The organism is Arthrobacter sp. 'calajunan' (assembly GCF_046940185.1).
Taxonomy (GTDB): domain Bacteria; phylum Actinomycetota; class Actinomycetes; order Actinomycetales; family Micrococcaceae; genus Glutamicibacter; species Glutamicibacter soli.
Window position 1 is genome coordinate 48,450 of the sequence record NZ_JBKZDY010000007.1, and the last position, 15,477, is coordinate 63,926.

Here is a 15,477-nt window from a genome sequence, read left to right on the forward strand (position 1 = left end):
CGATGTCTGGAAGCTTCGAACACAGTGGTTGCGTGGAGATTGCAACAGTGAGCATCGAATCGCTGTTCGAGGAAGATGACTGTGATGGAAGTCGGTGGAGACAATGATCGAGAAAGCTGAGCGCAAACCGCGTTATGCCAAGGGGGCCGACGCAGTGTTCTGGGCCGTTGCCATCGCCGCTCCATTGTCGGCAGTTGCGTTGTCTCTGTCCTTCGCGGGGGTGGGTGTGCTTCCACTGCTTTTGCTGGGAGCAGCCGTAGGAGTGCTGTGTGGATCTGCGATGTACTATTTTCTGCGTCCAAATCTGGCTGGTCTGGCGCTTTCACTAGTGGTCTTCGCCAGCGTTGCGCTACTTGGCCTGACCGAAAGCCGATGGCTGGGTTTGTGGCCAACGGAATTGATGAGTGCGGTGTCCGGAGCCATTATCGGGGCACACTTCAGGTTCCTGGCGGATCGGCGCTATTCGAGAACCGGCAATGTGTCGCGTCGTGAGGGAAGAGTTTGAAGAACGCTCGGTTCAGGGTCCGCCGGATCAATAATGGCGCCCGCAATTTTCTTCGCAGTGCGTTGTATGACGTCGAGGCAATCCCGCCGGCGCGATTATGTCAGCTTTCCGTGTAGGGCGAGTAGCTCCCCAATGACTCATGAGCGAAATCTGTAGACATCGGCACGTGGACTCCAATCTTTACTTGTCGTCGTGACGTTATTGGTTCAACAAGCCGATCGAGCCCGCTGGAAAGGCGGTGCCGGGCGCCGGGACAAGTGGCAGTCGCTATTCAGGGGGACGTGATCTCGAGCCAATCACACCGGTCATGTCTTTGAAGGCGGGTTCAGGCCGACGACCCCAAGACATGCCAGACATGTCGCACCGCAAACCGGATTTAAGAGATCATGCTAGTTGCGGGACGCGAACCAACCATGAAAACCGAATTCTCGGCGACTCGGCGACTCGGCGACTCGGCGACTCAGCTACAGGGGAGTGCATAGGAAAATGGCCGCTTAATTAGACGGAGCATCAGGCAAGGAGTTAGCAGGCAAGCTTCAACGGCTTGCGAGGTACCTTGAGGGAATGTGGCAACCAGAAATTGCCCAGAAGTACGAAAGGCTGCGCTTGAACTTGAGCGCAGTGTCACGCCACAACGGCTATATCAAATCTGCAAGACGGTTTTGGGCACGGTCACCTGACACCATGATGGTCTGTTGGTAATTTACGTTCAAAAATCTGACGGATCACCGGACTCCAAAGAAACTGAAAATATAATGTTTTACTTAAAGAAGTTCAAGCTTTCCCACGCCGAACCGTTATTGTTACTACATTCCATTGGGCTCCGCGTGGATTCCGGTGGTAGGCATTAAGAGGGCATTTGACGCACTGTATCTAATGAAAAAGGCGACCGCACTCCTCGGGACGAAGTGCGGAAGGACTACGCACTGGGGGTGTGGGTCGAATCTTCCGATGGGTGCATGAGGCAGATCTGGCTCCTGAAAGGGGCACCGCAACATGGTGAGCTGCCTGGTTCAGCGCTCTAGTTGATAAGAAGACGCTGGAGTTGGTCTATGTTCTGATCGCTTCCGGAGGCACCCGATCCGCCCTTGACCCCTCGTGCGCCGGGGTCCCTTGTTCTCTCGGGTGATTGATGCGGGTTTTTCAGGGCTTCCACTGGTAGAGCCGGAGCGTCAGTTGTTGTCATGCATCCCATGATGCACATGAGAGTCTTCTCATCGGCTTCTTTTATTTCCTTCATTTGGCCTTCCTACTCTTGAAACAAGAAATGAACTTCCGGTGAAAGGTAAATAAAATGTTGTCATTCTGGATGGCGCTGGCCGCCAACGTCGTTGGCATGACCGTGCTGGTGTACTTCGTCTACTTCCGCCGGCACTTCCGCCGTGATCTGGTCCTTGCCTACATCGCGTTGAGCATGGGCATCTTCGCGGTCACCATGCTGCTGTCCGGCTCGGGCGCCGGGGTTGGCCTGGGCATGGGCCTGTTCGGCATCCTTTCGATCATCCGCTTGAGGTCTGACACCCTGACCCAGGAGGAAGTTGCCTACTACTTCATCTCGCTGGCCATCGGCCTGGTCAACGGCCTGCATCCGGACCCGGCCTGGTTCTCCCCGGCGGTGACCGCGGCCCTGGTCGTGGTGATGTTCTTCGCCGACCATCCCGGCTTCGCCCCGCGCACCCAACGCCAGACAGTGACCCTGGAAAAGGCCTACCCGCGCTCGGAAGATCTGGCCCGGGCCCTGGAGGAGCTGCTGGGCGCCAAGGTCCTGCGTACCGTGGTCATCGAGCTGGACATGGTCCGCGACCTGACCATTGTGGACGTGCGTTTCCGGGTCGGCCCGAGCCGCGGCGAGCGGGAATCCGGCGGTTCGTACCAGCTGGCCAACGCGCCCCGGCAGAATGCGCCGGTCGCCCAGGAGACGTGGTCCTGATGCAGCCGCTCGCAGGCCGCGCCAAAGCCGCGCTGGAAGAAGCAGTGGTGTGCCGTGCACCTATCGGCCTGGACGAGGTGATCGACCAGGCGGCCCTGCAGACCCGCGTGGACCGCAAGTTCCTGCTCACCGCCCAAGAGTTCACGGCCCTGGCGCAGCGGCTGCGGGAGGACTTCAAGATCATGGAGATCGACGGTCTGCGGACCTTCCGCTACGAATCGGTCTACTTCGACACCGAGGATTTCGCCCAGTACCGCGCGCACCGCCAGGGGCGCCGGCGCCGCTACAAGGTGCGCAGCCGCACCTATGCGGACACCGGGCTGTCGATGTTCGAGATCAAGACCAAGGGCCTGCGCGGCGCCACCGTGAAACACCGCATCGAACAGGAACTGGACGACGCGGGGCGGCTGACCGACAGCTCGCTGGAGTTCCTGGACCAGGTGGTGTCCAGGGAATACGGCGAAGAGGTGCCCGATTTGATGCCGGTGCTGGACAGCTCCTACATCCGCAGCACCTTCGTGAACCCGCTGGACGGGGAACGGGTCACCTGCGACGTGGAGCTGGAGTACGCCAACGGCCGGCAGCAGGTGCAGGGGCCGGACTTGGTGGTGGTGGAAACCAAGTCAGCGGACGGGCGCGGAGTCAGCGACCAGGCGCTGGCGGCACTGGGAATCCGCCCGGTGAGCATGAGCAAGTACTGCATCGGCATTGCGCTGCTCAATCCGCAGCTTCCTGCCAACAAGTGGAGCCGGCTGCTGGAGCAGCGTTTCGGGTCGTCCCGGCATGCCAGCGGTCCGCGACCCGCTTCGAAGCTCCGGGGCACCGGGCCCTGGCAGGCCGCCGCTAGCTAGCGCGGCCGGCGCCTCCGGCCCCCTCCACGGAAGGCGCTCCTCAATGCCTTGGCCGCCAGCCCCGCAAGGGGACAGGCGGCCAAGGCATTGGTTTTGCGGGATCCTAGGATTCGCGGGCCAGCCTGTAGCCGACGCCGCGCACCGTCTCGAAACGCTCCCCGCCCAGCTTGTTGCGCAGGTAGCGCACGTACACGTCCACCACGTTGGAGCCGGGGTCGAAGTCGTAGCCCCAGACCCTGGAGAGCAGCTGCTCGCGGCTGAGCACCAGCCCCGGGTTGCGCAGGAAGGCCTCGGCCAGTGAGAATTCCCGGGCTGACAGGTCCACCTCGACACCGTCGACAGTGACCAGACGGCGCAGCAGATCCATTTCCATGTTTCCGTGCGAAAGGACCGAGACGTCGGAGGACGAGTCTTCGGTGCGCAGCCGCAGCCGCACCCGGGCCAGCAGCTCGTCGAAGTGGAAGGGCTTGGCCATGTAGTCGTCCGCGCCGTTCTGCAACCCGGCCACGGTGTCGTCCACGCTGTTTCGGGCGGTCAGGATGATCACCGGGACGTCGATGTGCGATTCGCGCATCCGACGCAGCAGGCTGAAGCCGTCCTCGTCCGGCAGCCCCAGGTCCAAGATGATCAGCTCGAAATTCCCGGACCGGGCCTGGGCGTAGCCCTCGCGCGCGGTGGCGCAGACGGTGGGGATGAAGCCGGCGGCCTTCAAGCCCTTGGCAATGAAGGAGCTGATTCGCGGTTCGTCTTCGATGATCAGGATGAGGCTCATACGCTGTGGGCTCCTTCGGCCAAGGGGATGTCGATGTAGAACGTCGAACCGCTGCCGGGCACGGAATCCACCCAGACCGATCCGCCGTGGGAATCGGCGATGGCCGATACGATATTCAGGCCCAGCCCGGAGCCCTTGGCCCGGTCGCTGTTCTGGCCGCGGCCGAAGCGCTCGAAGATCCGTTCAAGGTCTTCGGGGGCGATGCCCACGCCGGCATCGTGCACCCAGAGGCGCAGCACCGGCGCCTTGTCCTGCTCTTCGAGCATGGCCGAGCCTAAATCGATGCGCGAACCCTCGTCGGAGAATTTCACGGCGTTGGCGGCCAGTTGCAACATGGCCTGGGTAATGCGGGCCGGGTCCAGGGTGACGTTGGCTTCCTCGCGGTGGCCGATGCGCCAGTCGCGGTTTCCCAGCGCGCGGACCTTGTCCAGGATTTCGTCCAGCAGGGTGCCGATGTCGGTCGGCTTGGCGGACAGGAAATCCGCGCGATTGGCCCCAGCCAGGGTCATCAGGTCGTTGATCAGCAGCGACATGCGCTTCAGTTCGTCCAGTGCGATGTCCTTGGTCTGGGCGACGTCCTCGGAATCCTGGACATCCATGAGCTCCAGGTGGCCGCGGATGATAGTCACCGGGGTGCGCAGCTCGTGACCCACGTCGTCCAGCAGCTGGCGCTGGGAATTCAGTGCGTCCTGAAGCCGGTCAAGCATGTCGTTGACGGTGACCGTCAACTCCGCGAACTCGTCGTCCCCGGTGACCTCGATGCGCGAGGACTGGTCGGATTCGGAGATCTGGCGGGCGGTGTCGCGCAGCCGGCGGATGGGTTCGAGCATGCGCCCGACAATCAGGTAGGCCGCGCCTCCGGCAAGCAGCATTACCACCAGGCCCACGCCGAAGAACACCATGAACTGCTTGTTGATGCGGCTGACTTCGGCAGTGTAGTCGTAGGCCAGCACGAAGCGTGCTGGCTTGGGGTCGGAGGAGAGCTGGATCGGAACCACGATGGCGCGGTATTCGCTCAGTTCAGTCTCGAAATTCTCGATGCGCACATGCTGGTCCGCGGCGCTGGTCTTGGCCCATTCCAGGAACTGCGGGTCTTCCTCCAGCCGCATTTCCACGGTGGCGGGGGCAGTCCACTGCAGCTGGTCAGCGCTCAAACCCACCATGCCCTGGTAGCGGGCGGGCAGCGTGCGCTGCATGGCGGTGTAGAGCAGGTCCTCGGCGTGCTTGAAGCCGTTGCCGGTCTGCGGATCGATGCCGGTTTCCGCCAGCACCCGGAATTCCTCCACGGTGCGGGTCAGTGAATCATCCAGGCGCGCGTTGAGCTCCTGGCGTTCGTAGACGTAGATCGCGGCACCGGAGACCGCCAGGGCGAAGCCAACCAGAAGGATCATCGAGGCGAGCACGCGGGCTCGGATGGAGACCCGGCGACGCGGCGGTCTGCGAGTCGTCGTCATCATCGTCGTCATCGTAGGCGTCGTCGTCCCAAGCGTCGTCATCATCCACTGGGGCCTTCGGCGGAAGCGGTTTGACCGGACCTTGGGTGGGCTTGGGAGAGCTGGTTTTCGAAGGCCTCGGCTTGCTGGAGGCCGAGGGGCTCGCCGAGGCCGACGGGCTGGCCGGTTCCTTGGGGTCTTTGCTCGGGGTAGGCGCGGCCGACGGGTCGGCAGGTTCCCCGGTACGCTCGGCGAAGCCGGCGTCCTCGCTGGGCACCTCGGATTGGTGGACGACGATGCCCGGGCCCAGATCCCTCTGGGAAGGTCCGGAGACCAACTGAGCCAGAGCCGCGATTCCCGCTCCGATGATGGCGAGAGCCGCGACCAGGCCAATCGCCCGAAGCGCTATGCGTTTTCCCATGTCCTCATTCTCGTCGTGCCAGATGAGACGAACATGAGAAAACGGCTCATCGTGTGGTGTGCTCCCCAATCGCAGCAAGGCTCATGATACGGCCATGTGAAATAAAAATCATCAGGTCATCGAGGGTTCGCAGAATTCTTCGAATGATGTGGTGCGACGGCGCAGTCCGCAGCGCAGGCACCTGGATTTCAGCGGATGTTCACCTGACGTCCACCGGCACCCCGGCTAGCGCAGGTGCTCGAAGATGATATTCGTCTGCGTGGAGGAGAACGCACGGTTAGATCCCAGATGGCTCGCGACGAAAGTGCGCAACTCGTCGATGGACCGGGTGGCGACCCTGATGAGCAGGTCCGGGGTGCCGCCGAGCACGAAAACGTCGCGGACCGGAGGCAGCGCCGCCAGGGCCTTGGCCGCGGGAAGCATCCGGTCCCTGGCCTGCGGGGCGACGATCACGGAGATCATCGCGTTGACCGTGACACCCAGCAGCTTCTCGTTGATCTTGGCCTCGTAGCCCTCGATCACCCCGCGGGTGCGCAGCATCTTGACGCGTCCCAGGCAGGTCGAAGGAGCCAAGCCCACCCGCTGCGCCAAGACGTTGTTCGCCAGGCGGGCATCCCGGCTCAGTTCGACGAGGATCGCCAAGTCAACCTCGTCGATGTGAACGGAATTCGCCGAGTCGGCCCCCGAAACTGCCCATACTGAATCCGGCACGGATCAGCCTCCCTATTATTTGCAAAAATTCGGAACCCAAGAAATTTTCCTGCTTCTGATTCTACGATGGAGGGACATTCATGGCATCCAGGAAGGGAAGCACAGCGTGCAGACGGTACACACCCGCGAGGAATTGGCACAGCTCGACGCGCAGGATCCGCTGCGCCGGTTCAAGAACCGCTTCGCACTGCCCGAATCGGTGATCTACCTCGACGGCAACTCGCTCGGTGCGCTGCCCCATGGCGCGGCCGAACGCGCGGCGCGGGTCGTCACCGCAGAATGGGGCCAAGGCCTGATCCGCTCCTGGAACGAAGCCGGCTGGTTTGAGCTTCCGCTGGTGCTCGGCGACAAGCTGGGCCAGCTGCTGGGAGCGAACCCCCGCGAAACCGCTATCACGGACACAACCAGTCTGAACCTGTTCAAGGCGCTGGCCTCCGCGCTGCGCACCCAGAAGTCTGATGCGCCGCACCGCCGAGTCATCATCACCGAACGGGACAACTTCCCGACCGACATCTACATCGCCGAGGGACTGGCCGACCTGGTCAACTCGCTGTCGCAGGAAACGGGTGTGCCCTACGAGGTCAAGCTCATCGATGACGAGGCCTCGCTGCGCGCGGCCCTGGGTGATGACACCGCCGTGCTGGCGCTGTCCCACGTCAACTACCGGACCGGTTCCATGTGGGACATGAATCAGATCACCGCCGCCGCCCACGACGCCGGCGCGCTGGTTATCTGGGACCTGGCCCATGCCGCCGGTGCGGTCCCGGTAGACCTGAACGGCGCGGACGCGGACTACGCGGTGGGCTGCACCTACAAGTACCTCAATGGCGGGCCCGGATCCCCGGCCTTCATCTGGGTCAACGCCCGCCACCACGACCGCTTCTGGCAGCCGCTGTCCGGCTGGTGGTCGCACAACGCCCCGTTCGAGATGGCCGAGCACTACACCCCGGCCAACGACGTGCGCCGCTTCATGTGCGGCACCCAGCCGGTGACCTCCCTGGCCATGATCGAGGTCGGGCTGGATATCGCCCTGGAAGCGGACATGGACGCGGTGCGCGCCGCCTCGCTGGAACTCACCGACCTGTTCATCGAGCTGGTCGAGACCCGCTGCGCCGACCACGGCCTGGAACTGGTCACCCCGCGCGAGCACGCCCAGCGCGGCAGCCACGTCAGCTTCCGCCACGAGCACGGCTACGAGATCATGGCGGCGCTGATCGCCCGCGGCGTCATCGGCGACTACCGCGAGCCGGAGGTCCTGCGTTTCGGCATCACCCCGCTGTACCTCTCGCGCACCGACATCTGGGATGCGGTGGAAATCCTGCGTGAGATTCTGCACACCGGCGACTGGCAGCGCGAAGAGTTCACGGTCCGAAATGCCGTGACCTAGGCGGTATCCGCCAGACCCCGGATCTTCGGCGAAGATCCGGGGTGAAAGCTCCCGAGTACGCTTAGACGCGGCGCGCAAATGAAGATCCGCGTGCCGCACACGTACACAGCAGGGAGCATCGTTGGCGCAGCAGCCGGTTGGAACCAAGGGGCCCGGCCCCGGCCTGAAGAAATCGCTGACCCCTGCCCAGATGGCGATGATCGCCCTGGGCAGCGCCATCGGCACCGGACTGTTCGCCGGCAGCAAGCTCGCCATCGCGATGGCAGGCCCCTCGGTCATCTTCAGCTACGTGCTGGGGGGAGTGATCGCGCTGCTGGTCATGGGAGCGCTCGCCGAAATGACCGTGAAGCAGCCGGTGGCCGGCTCCTTCGGCGTGTACGCCGAACGCTACCTCGGCCGCTACGCCGGCTACCTGACCAAATACATGTACTGGTCAGCGCTGATCTTTGCGGTCGGCACGGAGGTCAGCGCCATCGGCGAATACATGCAGTTCTGGTTCCCCGAGGTGCCCGGGGTGCTGTGGGTGCTGCTGTTCTCCGCCGCCCTGCTCGCGGTGAACTTCTCCAGCGTGAAGGTCTTCGGCACCACCGAATACTGGTTCTCCGCCATCAAGGTCTTCGCGGTCATCGCCTTCATCGTCATCGCCGCCTGGCTGGTGTTCCACGACCCGGCCGACGGCTTCGGGTTCGCGAACTACAGCGTTGATTCGGGCTTCTTCGCCAACGGCCTGTCGGGCACCTGGAGCGCGGTGATCGTGGCGATCTTCTCCTACATGGGCATCGAAGCGATTTCCATCGCGGCCGCCGAGGCCCGCAACCCGCAGCTCGCGGTGCGCAAGGCCTTCAAGGTCTCCTTCCTGCGCCTGCTGCTGTTCTACGTGCTGACCATGGCGCTGATCCTTGCCATTGCGCCGACCAGCGAGCTGATCTCCGGCGGTTCGCCGTTTGTCACCGTCATGGATCAGGTGGGCATCCCCTTTGCCAGCTCGGTGCTGAACTTCGTGCTGATCATCGCGGCCCTGTCGGCGATGAACGCCCAGCTCTACGCGGCGACCCGCATGCTGCACTCGCTGGCAGATGCAGGCCATGCCCCGAAGCTGGCGCACCGCACCAGCCGCAACGGCTCCCCGGTGCATGCAGTGTGGATGTCAGGCGGAGGCATCGCCGTGGCGGCGATCGCCGTTGCGGTGCTCCCCGAGGGAGGCTTCGGCCTGATGATGTCGCTGGCCACCTTCGGCGCGCTGACCACCTGGTTCATGATCCTGTTGACCCACGTCAGCTTCCGCCGTCAGGCCGCCCGCGAGCGCAGCCCGCTGGAATTCAAGCTGCCGGGCTACCCCGCGGCTTCCATCCTCGGGGCGGCGCTGCTGGGCGGGCTGCTGCTGACCACGTTGTTCGTCGAGGAATTCAAGTTCACGCTGGTCTTCGGCCTGCCGTTTGTGGTCGTGATGTCGCTGCTGTACTGGCTGGTTTTCGCCCGCCGGCAGCCCGTGGCGCGCAGCTGACTACGCGCGCAGCCGGAAGAACGAGCTGCCCGCCACCAGATGCGATCCGGGGATCAGGGCGATCTTCAAATCGGGATTGAACTGGCCCACGATCTGGGTTCCCGGATCTACGGCGGCGCCCAGCGCCGTCGGATCGAGCGGTTCCAGGATCCATTCGCGCGGGCCCGCGCCGATATGCAGCAGCCCGGTGCCGCCGTCCAACTGCAGCCAGGCGCTGATCCAGTCATTGGCGAAGCGGGGCAGGGGGTTGGCTGTCAGCGGCTTCGCGGCCAGGCCGAGATGGGTTTGCTTGCTCATGAGTCCACGCCTTTGCAGGTTGTTGTCCTTGCCCGAAGCGCCGGATGCGCCGCGAGCCGCTTCGTCATCCGAGCCACCCGCCGTACAACTGTGTGGGGTTGGCGCCTGATCGGTCGGAGCCTTGCCGGAACCCGTGGGGTTCCCAGCGATCAGATCTCGTGAAGCTGGCTCCATGCTATAAAACCGTTTCGGTGCAGGGGAAGCGGCGGCGGCGATCCGCACGCCGCTCGGTCACAATTGGTCGCGGAACGACATGCAGTGTCATGGAGGAATGGGCCCCGGGCGCTAAAATCGTAGGTGGTCTGCCGTTGGCAGGCCGATGGATTCGACAAGGGGCGACTGTGGCCAAGCTGTATTTCCGATACGGGGCAATGAACTCGGGCAAATCGACGAGCTTGCTGCAGGCCGCCTTCAACTACGAAGAGCGCGGGCAGCGGATCCTGCTGGCCAAGCCCGGGGTGGACACCAAGGGGGAGAGCTCGATCGTTTCCCGGCTCGGGCTGAGCCGTGCGGTGGACCTGATTGTGTCGCCCTTGGACAACGTCCGCGAGCAGTTCGCGGCACTGGCTTCGGGCGACGACCCGGACGCGCTCGTCCCGCACATCGACGCTCCGCCCGTGGCCTGCCTGCTGGTGGACGAAGCCCAGTTCCTGAGCCGGCAGCAGGTCGACGACCTGTTGCGTATTGCAGTGCTCGATGACGTTCCGGTGCTGGCCTACGGCATCCGCACGGACTTCCGCACCCATGCGTTCCCCGGCTCGGCCCGGCTCATGGAGCTGGCGCACTCGCTTGAAGAGTTGAAAACGATTTGCCGCTGCGGGCGCAAGGCCATGTTCAACACCCGGCGCATCGGCCAGAACGTGGTGTTCGACGGGGACCAGGTGGCCATCGACGGCGAGGACGTTTGGTACGAATCGCTGTGCGCGGCCTGCTATTTGGAGCTTTCCGGGGGAACGCTCGGTTAATCCTGCGCGGGGGCTGGCGCCGGGGAAAGCAGCCCGGCGACGGCCCGCTGCAGGCCCCAGTCGTAGCCGTCGCTTTCCTCCGAGTCCACGTCCAGCTGGATGAGGTTCTGGCGGTAGGCGACCGAGCCCAGCACGTGGTTGAGCAAAAGCTGCTGGCCGAAGCGCGCCTGCTCGGCAGTCAGCCCGGCCCGTTGCAAGAGGGCACGCAGGAGCAGCACCGGCTGAAGGTCCTTCACCTGCATGGCGCTGGCAACCTCGATGACCTCGGGGCTGTCCTGGATGGGAAGCAGCGCCAGATAGAGCTTGCGCATCAATTGCAGCACCGCCTCGCCCGGCGAAGCGAAGTCCTCGGCCCGCACCGCGAGCGCCGGGGTGTTCAGCAGCTTCGCCGCGACCTGGGCCAGCAGCTCCTGCTTGTTCTTCACGTGCCAGTACAGGGCGCCGACCTGGACATCCAGTTCCTTGGCCAGTCGACGCATCGACAAATCAGCCAATCCGAACTGTTGCAGGATGTCGACCGCGGTATCCACGACCGTTAACTGAGTCAATGCCATGCCTCAAGTCTAGACGTACGCCCTGTCCCACGGACCGGCGGCTATGCGCCGGCGAACTGGTGCTGCAGGATTTCAGCCTCCCCTGCGGCCGGTTGCGCGTGCTGGTGCGCCAGCCGCCGGATTAACGGACCCAGCTGGGCAGCAGCAGTCTGCGAGTGCTCCGGGTGCCACTGCACCGCTGTGGCCTTGGCGGAGTCGTGGACCACTGCCTCGATCACGCCGTCGCTGGACATGGCCGCGATCTGCAGCCCCGCCCCGAGGGCGTGGATGGCTTGATGGTGCGAGCATAGGTGGAGGTCCCCGGACGACAAGTCTTCGGCCAGCGCTTCGGCGACAAAGCCCACACGGGTCTGCGCAAACGGATCCGTCCCTTCGCACCGGTGGTCCTGCACGTTGTGCAGGTGCTGCACCAGGGTTCCTCCCAAGGCGACGTTGAGCAGCTGCATGCCCCGGCAGATGCCCAGCAGGGGAGTGCCGGTGGCCATTGCGTAGCGGATGGCGGCGATCTGAATGCGGTCGGCCTGCGGCTCGTGGGTTCCGGATCCCGGGTAGTCTTCAGGGCCGTTGTAGAATTCCGGGTCCACATCTTCGCCGCCCATGATGATGACGGCATCCGAACAGTCCACGAGCTGCTGCACCTGTTCCAAGGACAGCTGCCAGGTCGCGACAAGGTCCGGTTCATGCCCCTCCGCGAGGATCTGTGTGGCGGCGCTGGCATTGAGCTCGTCCAGCTCCAGCTGGAATCCGGGGTCGTGCTCGCGAGTGTCGCGGATATGCAGGACGGCAATTTTCATCGGTTCCATGTCGGGCTCCATTTGGCTTTGGCCGCTCCCGGCAGATGCGTCGGAGCGGTAAATTCGCGGGTGCCCTGCCAGTGTAAAACCGCGTGATTTCGTGATTAGGTCAGGATTGTTTCATCGGGATTTCCGGAAATTCTTCAATAGCCTTCCGTTAACAATCCCGTGCTGGCGTGTATGAATGTGCTCTCGAAAATACTCCCGGAGTGAATGCGAGGCAAAAATTATTTCGGGCAGCGACGCGCAATTTACATAAATGTCACGACCGCGATATGTGGCTCGAATAATGAAACATTCTGTTTCTTCGCAGAAACAAAATCGAAAGCACCGCGGAATCTCACGTCGATAGTTTGAACCCACTCGCACTCAAACTCTTCGAAAGGGGTCCCGAGATGGAAGCTGCTGACATGGCTTGGCTGCTGGCTGCATTCGCCATGGTCCTGCTGATGTTTCCTGGGCTGGCAATGCTGTACGGCGGCATGCTCAACGGACGCAACGTATTGAACATGATGCTCATGGTGCTCAGTTCACTGGCCGTGACCGGCGTCGTCTACGTCGTGGTCGGCCACGGGCTTGTACTCGGCGACTCGGTCGGCGGACTGGGGCTCATCGGCAACCCGCTGGACTTCTCGTTCTACACCGACTTCATGAGCGATGACGAGGCCGGCGGAACCTTCTGGGCGGCGTTCTACGTCTTGTTCGCCGCGATCTCCGCCGCCCTGGTGGCCTCGGGCGCCGCAGGCCGCATGAAATTCGGATCCTGGCTGGTTTTCGTGGCGTTGTGGGTTCTGGTGGTCTACAGCCCGCTGGCGCACTGGGTCTTCGCCTTCGACAATCCGGAAGCCGGGACCGTGGGCGGTTGGATGCGCAACCAGCTGGACTTCCATGATTTCGCCGGCGGCACCGCGGTGCACATGAACGCCGGCGCCGCCGGCCTGGCGCTGGCGGTGGTGCTGGGCCGCCGCAAGGCGCAGGCCGGACGTCCGCACAACCTCCCGTTGATGATGATCGGCGTGGGCCTGCTGGCCACCGGCTGGATGGGCTTCAACGGCGGCACGGCCGGGGGCGCGAATTTCCTGGCCCAGTACGTGGTGCTCACCACCTTGCTGTCGCTGTGCGGCGGCATGCTCGGATTCATCGCGATCGAACGGATCCGCGACGGGCATGCCACCATGCTGGGCCTGGGAACCGGCGCGATCGCCGGCATGGTCGGCATCACCCCGGTGGCCGACGTGGTCGGCCCGGTCGGCGCCATCATGGTCGGCTTCTTGGCTGCGGCGGCCGCGGCCTGGGCCATCACCTGGAAACGCCGCCACCGCATCGACGACTCGCTGGATGTCTTCGCGGTGCACGGCATCGCGGGCATCACCGGCTCGCTGTTCGCCACGTTCTTCGCCAACCCGGCGGCTCCCGGCGAGATGGCGGGCATCGTCTTCGGCGGGGCGTTCTCTGAGCTGGGCAGCGAGCTGATCGCCATTGCGGTCACGCTGGGCTACAGCTTCGGCATGACCTTCGCGATCCTGTGGGTCATGAACAAGATCCGCCCGATCCGTGTGGACGAGGCGGACGAGGAAGCCGGACTTGACCGTTCGGTCCATGCCGAAACCGCCTACGACAGCCGTCCGTTCTAAGTCCCGCATCGAAAGGCAGGCAAATGAAACTCGTCACCGCAGTGATCAAGCCGATCCGGCTCGAAAGCGTGTGCGCCGCATTGGAGAAAGCCGGATTCACAGGAATGACCGCCACCGAGGTGCAGGGCCGCGGCGTCCAGGGCGGGCGCACCGAATACTACCGGGGCCAGGAATACTCGGTGAACTTCCGCACCAAGATCCGGCTGGAACTGCTCGTTCCGGACGCGAAGGTGGACAGCGCGCTGGACACCATTCTGGAGGCCGCGCGGACAGGCCCGGATGGCGAAATCGGCGACGGCAAGGTCTGGGTTGCCTCGCTGGAGCAGATCATCCGCGTCCGCACCGGCGAAACCGGCGAAGCGGCCATCTAGAAATCCACCAACCACCAGCTTCCGCACTTCATTCACGAAAGGTCCACCAATGACCGCAATCAACTTCCGCTACCTCAGCGAACAGGACATGATCGCCGCCGGCGTCACCGACATCGCCCGCTGCACCGACGTCATGGAAGAGGCATTGATTCTGCTCCGCAACGGGGACTACATGATGGCCGGCGAAAACGGCAACTCCCACGGGGCGATGATCACCTTCCCCGAGGTGCCGGTCCACGAGGGCATGCCCTGCGACGGCCCGGACCGCCGCTTCATGGCGATGCCCGCCTACCTCGGCGGCCGCTTCGGCACCACCGGGGTCAAGTGGTACGGCTCCAACACCGCCAACCGCGCCAAGGGCCTGCCCCGCTCCATCCACCTGTTCACCCTGAACGACACCGATACCGGGGCGCCGATGGCGATCATGAGCGCCAACCTGCTCAGCGCCTACCGCACCGGGGCGGTGCCGGGCGTGGGCGTCAAGCACCTGGCCAGGGAAGATGCGAAGATCGCCGCCGTGGTGGGGCCGGGGGTGATCGCCAAGTCCGTCATCGACGCCACGCTGACCCTGCGCCCGGGCATCGACACCGTGCGCATCAAGGGGCGTTCGGCCGCCGGCGTGGAAACCTTTGCCGCGTACATCCGCGAGAACTTCCCGCAGGTGGCCAACGTCATCGCAGCGGAAACCATCGAGGAGGCCATCAAGGACGCGGACATCGTCATGGCTACCACCAGCACGGACATCGAGGGTTCCGGGGCCTTCCCGTACTTCCCGGCCTCCGCCATCAAGCCCGGGGCGCTGTTCCTGCTGCCGGCCGCGGCCAGGTTCGACGACGACTTCGTGATCAACCAGGCCCGCCTGGTGCTCGATGCCCGGGGGCTGTACGACGCCTGGGCCGAGGAATACGACACCCAGGCCTACGAGCTGCTGGGCATCCCCGGTACGCACTTCCACGACCTGATGCGCGAGGGCAAGCTGCCCGAGTCCAAGCTGGAGGAAATCGCGGACGTGGCCACCGGCAAGGTCCCCGCGCGCCGCAATGACGAGGAGATCATCCTCTACTCGGTCGGCGGCATGCCGATCGAGGACGTGGCGTGGGCGACGGACCTGTACCGTTCGGCGGAGCAGAAGGACCTCGGCCAGGTGCTGAACCTGTGGCAGGCCCCGGTGCTCGCGTAGCGGCACCCGGCAAGAGACCCGGGCTTCGGAAACGGAGCCCGCATGGATGTAGTTCCCCGGACGGCGGAGTGTGGCCCCCGTCCGGGGAACTGCTATTTAACTGCTATTTAACGTCCGCGCCCGACCGCGTGGCGGGTGGGGCCGGATGCGCCGGGCGGCCGATAGCAT

At 64.0% G+C, this 15,477-nt stretch carries 16 protein-coding genes; 10 read left to right on the plus strand and 6 right to left on the minus strand.

Going from position 1 to position 15,477, the window contains the following annotated elements:
* The first annotated feature begins 103 nt into the window (after positions 1-103).
* The 3 genes from RF641_RS12120 (at position 104) to RF641_RS12130 (ending at position 3,286) form a co-directional block, all read left to right on the plus strand.
* Entirely contained in the window at positions 104-505 is a 402-nt protein-coding gene (locus tag RF641_RS12120; RefSeq protein WP_424573280.1) for a hypothetical protein, read from the plus strand.
* 1,294 nt (positions 506-1,799) lie between these two features.
* Complete coding sequence (locus RF641_RS12125; protein ID WP_161449985.1) at positions 1,800-2,435, plus strand: DUF4956 domain-containing protein; 636 nt, start codon at positions 1,800-1,802, stop codon at positions 2,433-2,435.
* Positions 2,435-3,286, plus strand: a complete 852-nt coding sequence (locus RF641_RS12130; protein WP_047118243.1) for a polyphosphate polymerase domain-containing protein — start codon at positions 2,435-2,437, stop codon at positions 3,284-3,286. The genes RF641_RS12125 and RF641_RS12130 overlap by 1 nt, the downstream gene beginning before the upstream one ends.
* A gap of 103 nt (positions 3,287-3,389) precedes the next feature.
* Here RF641_RS12130 and RF641_RS12135 read toward each other — a convergent pair whose 3' ends face one another.
* Complete coding sequence (locus RF641_RS12135; RefSeq protein ID WP_047118157.1) at positions 3,390-4,058, minus strand: response regulator transcription factor; 669 nt, start codon at positions 4,056-4,058, stop codon at positions 3,390-3,392.
* Entirely contained in the window at positions 4,055-5,515 is a 1,461-nt protein-coding gene (locus RF641_RS12140; protein ID WP_424573281.1) for a sensor histidine kinase, read from the minus strand. The genes RF641_RS12135 and RF641_RS12140 overlap by 4 nt, the downstream gene beginning before the upstream one ends.
* A gap of 68 nt (positions 5,516-5,583) precedes the next feature.
* Here RF641_RS12140 and RF641_RS12145 point away from each other — a divergent pair, with 68 nt between their 5' ends.
* Complete coding sequence (locus tag RF641_RS12145) at positions 5,584-5,832, plus strand: hypothetical protein (RefSeq protein WP_424573282.1); 249 nt, start codon at positions 5,584-5,586, stop codon at positions 5,830-5,832.
* Between the two features lie 305 nt (positions 5,833-6,137).
* Here the strand turns inward: RF641_RS12145 and RF641_RS12150 are convergent, their stop codons facing one another.
* Complete coding sequence (locus tag RF641_RS12150) at positions 6,138-6,623, minus strand: Lrp/AsnC family transcriptional regulator (protein WP_047118154.1); 486 nt, start codon at positions 6,621-6,623, stop codon at positions 6,138-6,140.
* Positions 6,624-6,729: 106 nt separating this feature from the next.
* Here RF641_RS12150 and kynU point away from each other — a divergent pair, with 106 nt between their 5' ends.
* Both kynU and RF641_RS12160 read left to right on the plus strand, forming a co-directional pair.
* Positions 6,730-8,010, plus strand: a complete 1,281-nt coding sequence (kynU, locus tag RF641_RS12155; protein WP_424573283.1) for a kynureninase — start codon at positions 6,730-6,732, stop codon at positions 8,008-8,010.
* Positions 8,011-8,131: 121 nt separating this feature from the next.
* Positions 8,132-9,514 (plus strand): amino acid permease, encoded by a 1,383-nt coding sequence (locus tag RF641_RS12160; protein WP_424573284.1) that lies wholly within the window; start codon positions 8,132-8,134, stop codon positions 9,512-9,514.
* On the opposite strand, the gene RF641_RS12165 is transcribed toward RF641_RS12160, so the two are convergent.
* Complete coding sequence (locus RF641_RS12165) at positions 9,515-9,811, minus strand: hypothetical protein (protein WP_047118151.1); 297 nt, start codon at positions 9,809-9,811, stop codon at positions 9,515-9,517.
* 341 nt (positions 9,812-10,152) lie between these two features.
* On the opposite strand from RF641_RS12165, the gene RF641_RS12170 reads away from it, so the two are divergent.
* Entirely contained in the window at positions 10,153-10,776 is a 624-nt protein-coding gene (locus RF641_RS12170) for a thymidine kinase (RefSeq protein WP_047118150.1), read from the plus strand.
* On the opposite strand, the gene RF641_RS12175 is transcribed toward RF641_RS12170, so the two are convergent.
* Both RF641_RS12175 and RF641_RS12180 read right to left on the minus strand, forming a co-directional pair.
* Positions 10,773-11,330, minus strand: a complete 558-nt coding sequence (locus RF641_RS12175) for a TetR/AcrR family transcriptional regulator (RefSeq protein ID WP_047118149.1) — start codon at positions 11,328-11,330, stop codon at positions 10,773-10,775. The two genes, RF641_RS12170 and RF641_RS12175, sit on opposite strands and share 4 nt — an antisense overlap.
* Before the next feature lie 41 nt (positions 11,331-11,371).
* A complete protein-coding gene (locus RF641_RS12180) occupies positions 11,372-12,133 on the minus strand; it encodes a gamma-glutamyl-gamma-aminobutyrate hydrolase family protein (protein ID WP_424573285.1) in 762 nt (253 codons plus the stop codon).
* 386 nt (positions 12,134-12,519) lie between these two features.
* On the opposite strand from RF641_RS12180, the gene RF641_RS12185 reads away from it, so the two are divergent.
* From RF641_RS12185 to RF641_RS12195, 3 genes are read left to right on the plus strand one after another with little or no spacing between them, the layout of a single operon-like run.
* Positions 12,520-13,758 carry an ammonium transporter gene (locus tag RF641_RS12185; protein ID WP_424573286.1) on the plus strand — a complete coding sequence of 413 codons (1,239 nt, stop codon included), beginning with the start codon at positions 12,520-12,522 and terminating at the stop codon, positions 13,756-13,758.
* Between the two features lie 23 nt (positions 13,759-13,781).
* Positions 13,782-14,129 carry a P-II family nitrogen regulator gene (locus RF641_RS12190; protein ID WP_047118147.1) on the plus strand — a complete coding sequence of 116 codons (348 nt, stop codon included), beginning with the start codon at positions 13,782-13,784 and terminating at the stop codon, positions 14,127-14,129.
* Between the two features lie 49 nt (positions 14,130-14,178).
* A complete protein-coding gene (locus RF641_RS12195) occupies positions 14,179-15,309 on the plus strand; it encodes a tyramine oxidase subunit B (RefSeq protein WP_424573287.1) in 1,131 nt (376 codons plus the stop codon).
* Positions 15,310-15,477 lie beyond the last annotated feature (168 nt).

Coding starts and splice junctions, on each gene's coding strand:
- RF641_RS12120 (WP_424573280.1), top strand. CDS start 104: ATGATCGAGAAAGCTGAGCGCAAACCGCGTTATGCCAAGGGGGCCGAC.
- RF641_RS12125 (WP_161449985.1), top strand. CDS start 1,800: ATGTTGTCATTCTGGATGGCGCTGGCCGCCAACGTCGTTGGCATGACC.
- RF641_RS12130 (WP_047118243.1), top strand. CDS start 2,435: ATGCAGCCGCTCGCAGGCCGCGCCAAAGCCGCGCTGGAAGAAGCAGTG.
- RF641_RS12135 (WP_047118157.1), bottom strand. CDS start 4,058: ATGAGCCTCATCCTGATCATCGAAGACGAACCGCGAATCAGCTCCTTC.
- RF641_RS12140 (WP_424573281.1), bottom strand. CDS start 5,515: ATGATGACGACGACTCGCAGACCGCCGCGTCGCCGGGTCTCCATCCGA.
- RF641_RS12165 (WP_047118151.1), bottom strand. CDS start 9,811: ATGAGCAAGCAAACCCATCTCGGCCTGGCCGCGAAGCCGCTGACAGCC.
- RF641_RS12175 (WP_047118149.1), bottom strand. CDS start 11,330: ATGGCATTGACTCAGTTAACGGTCGTGGATACCGCGGTCGACATCCTG.
- RF641_RS12180 (WP_424573285.1), bottom strand. CDS start 12,133: ATGGAACCGATGAAAATTGCCGTCCTGCATATCCGCGACACTCGCGAG.
- RF641_RS12185 (WP_424573286.1), top strand. CDS start 12,520: ATGGAAGCTGCTGACATGGCTTGGCTGCTGGCTGCATTCGCCATGGTC.
- RF641_RS12190 (WP_047118147.1), top strand. CDS start 13,782: ATGAAACTCGTCACCGCAGTGATCAAGCCGATCCGGCTCGAAAGCGTG.
- RF641_RS12195 (WP_424573287.1), top strand. CDS start 14,179: ATGACCGCAATCAACTTCCGCTACCTCAGCGAACAGGACATGATCGCC.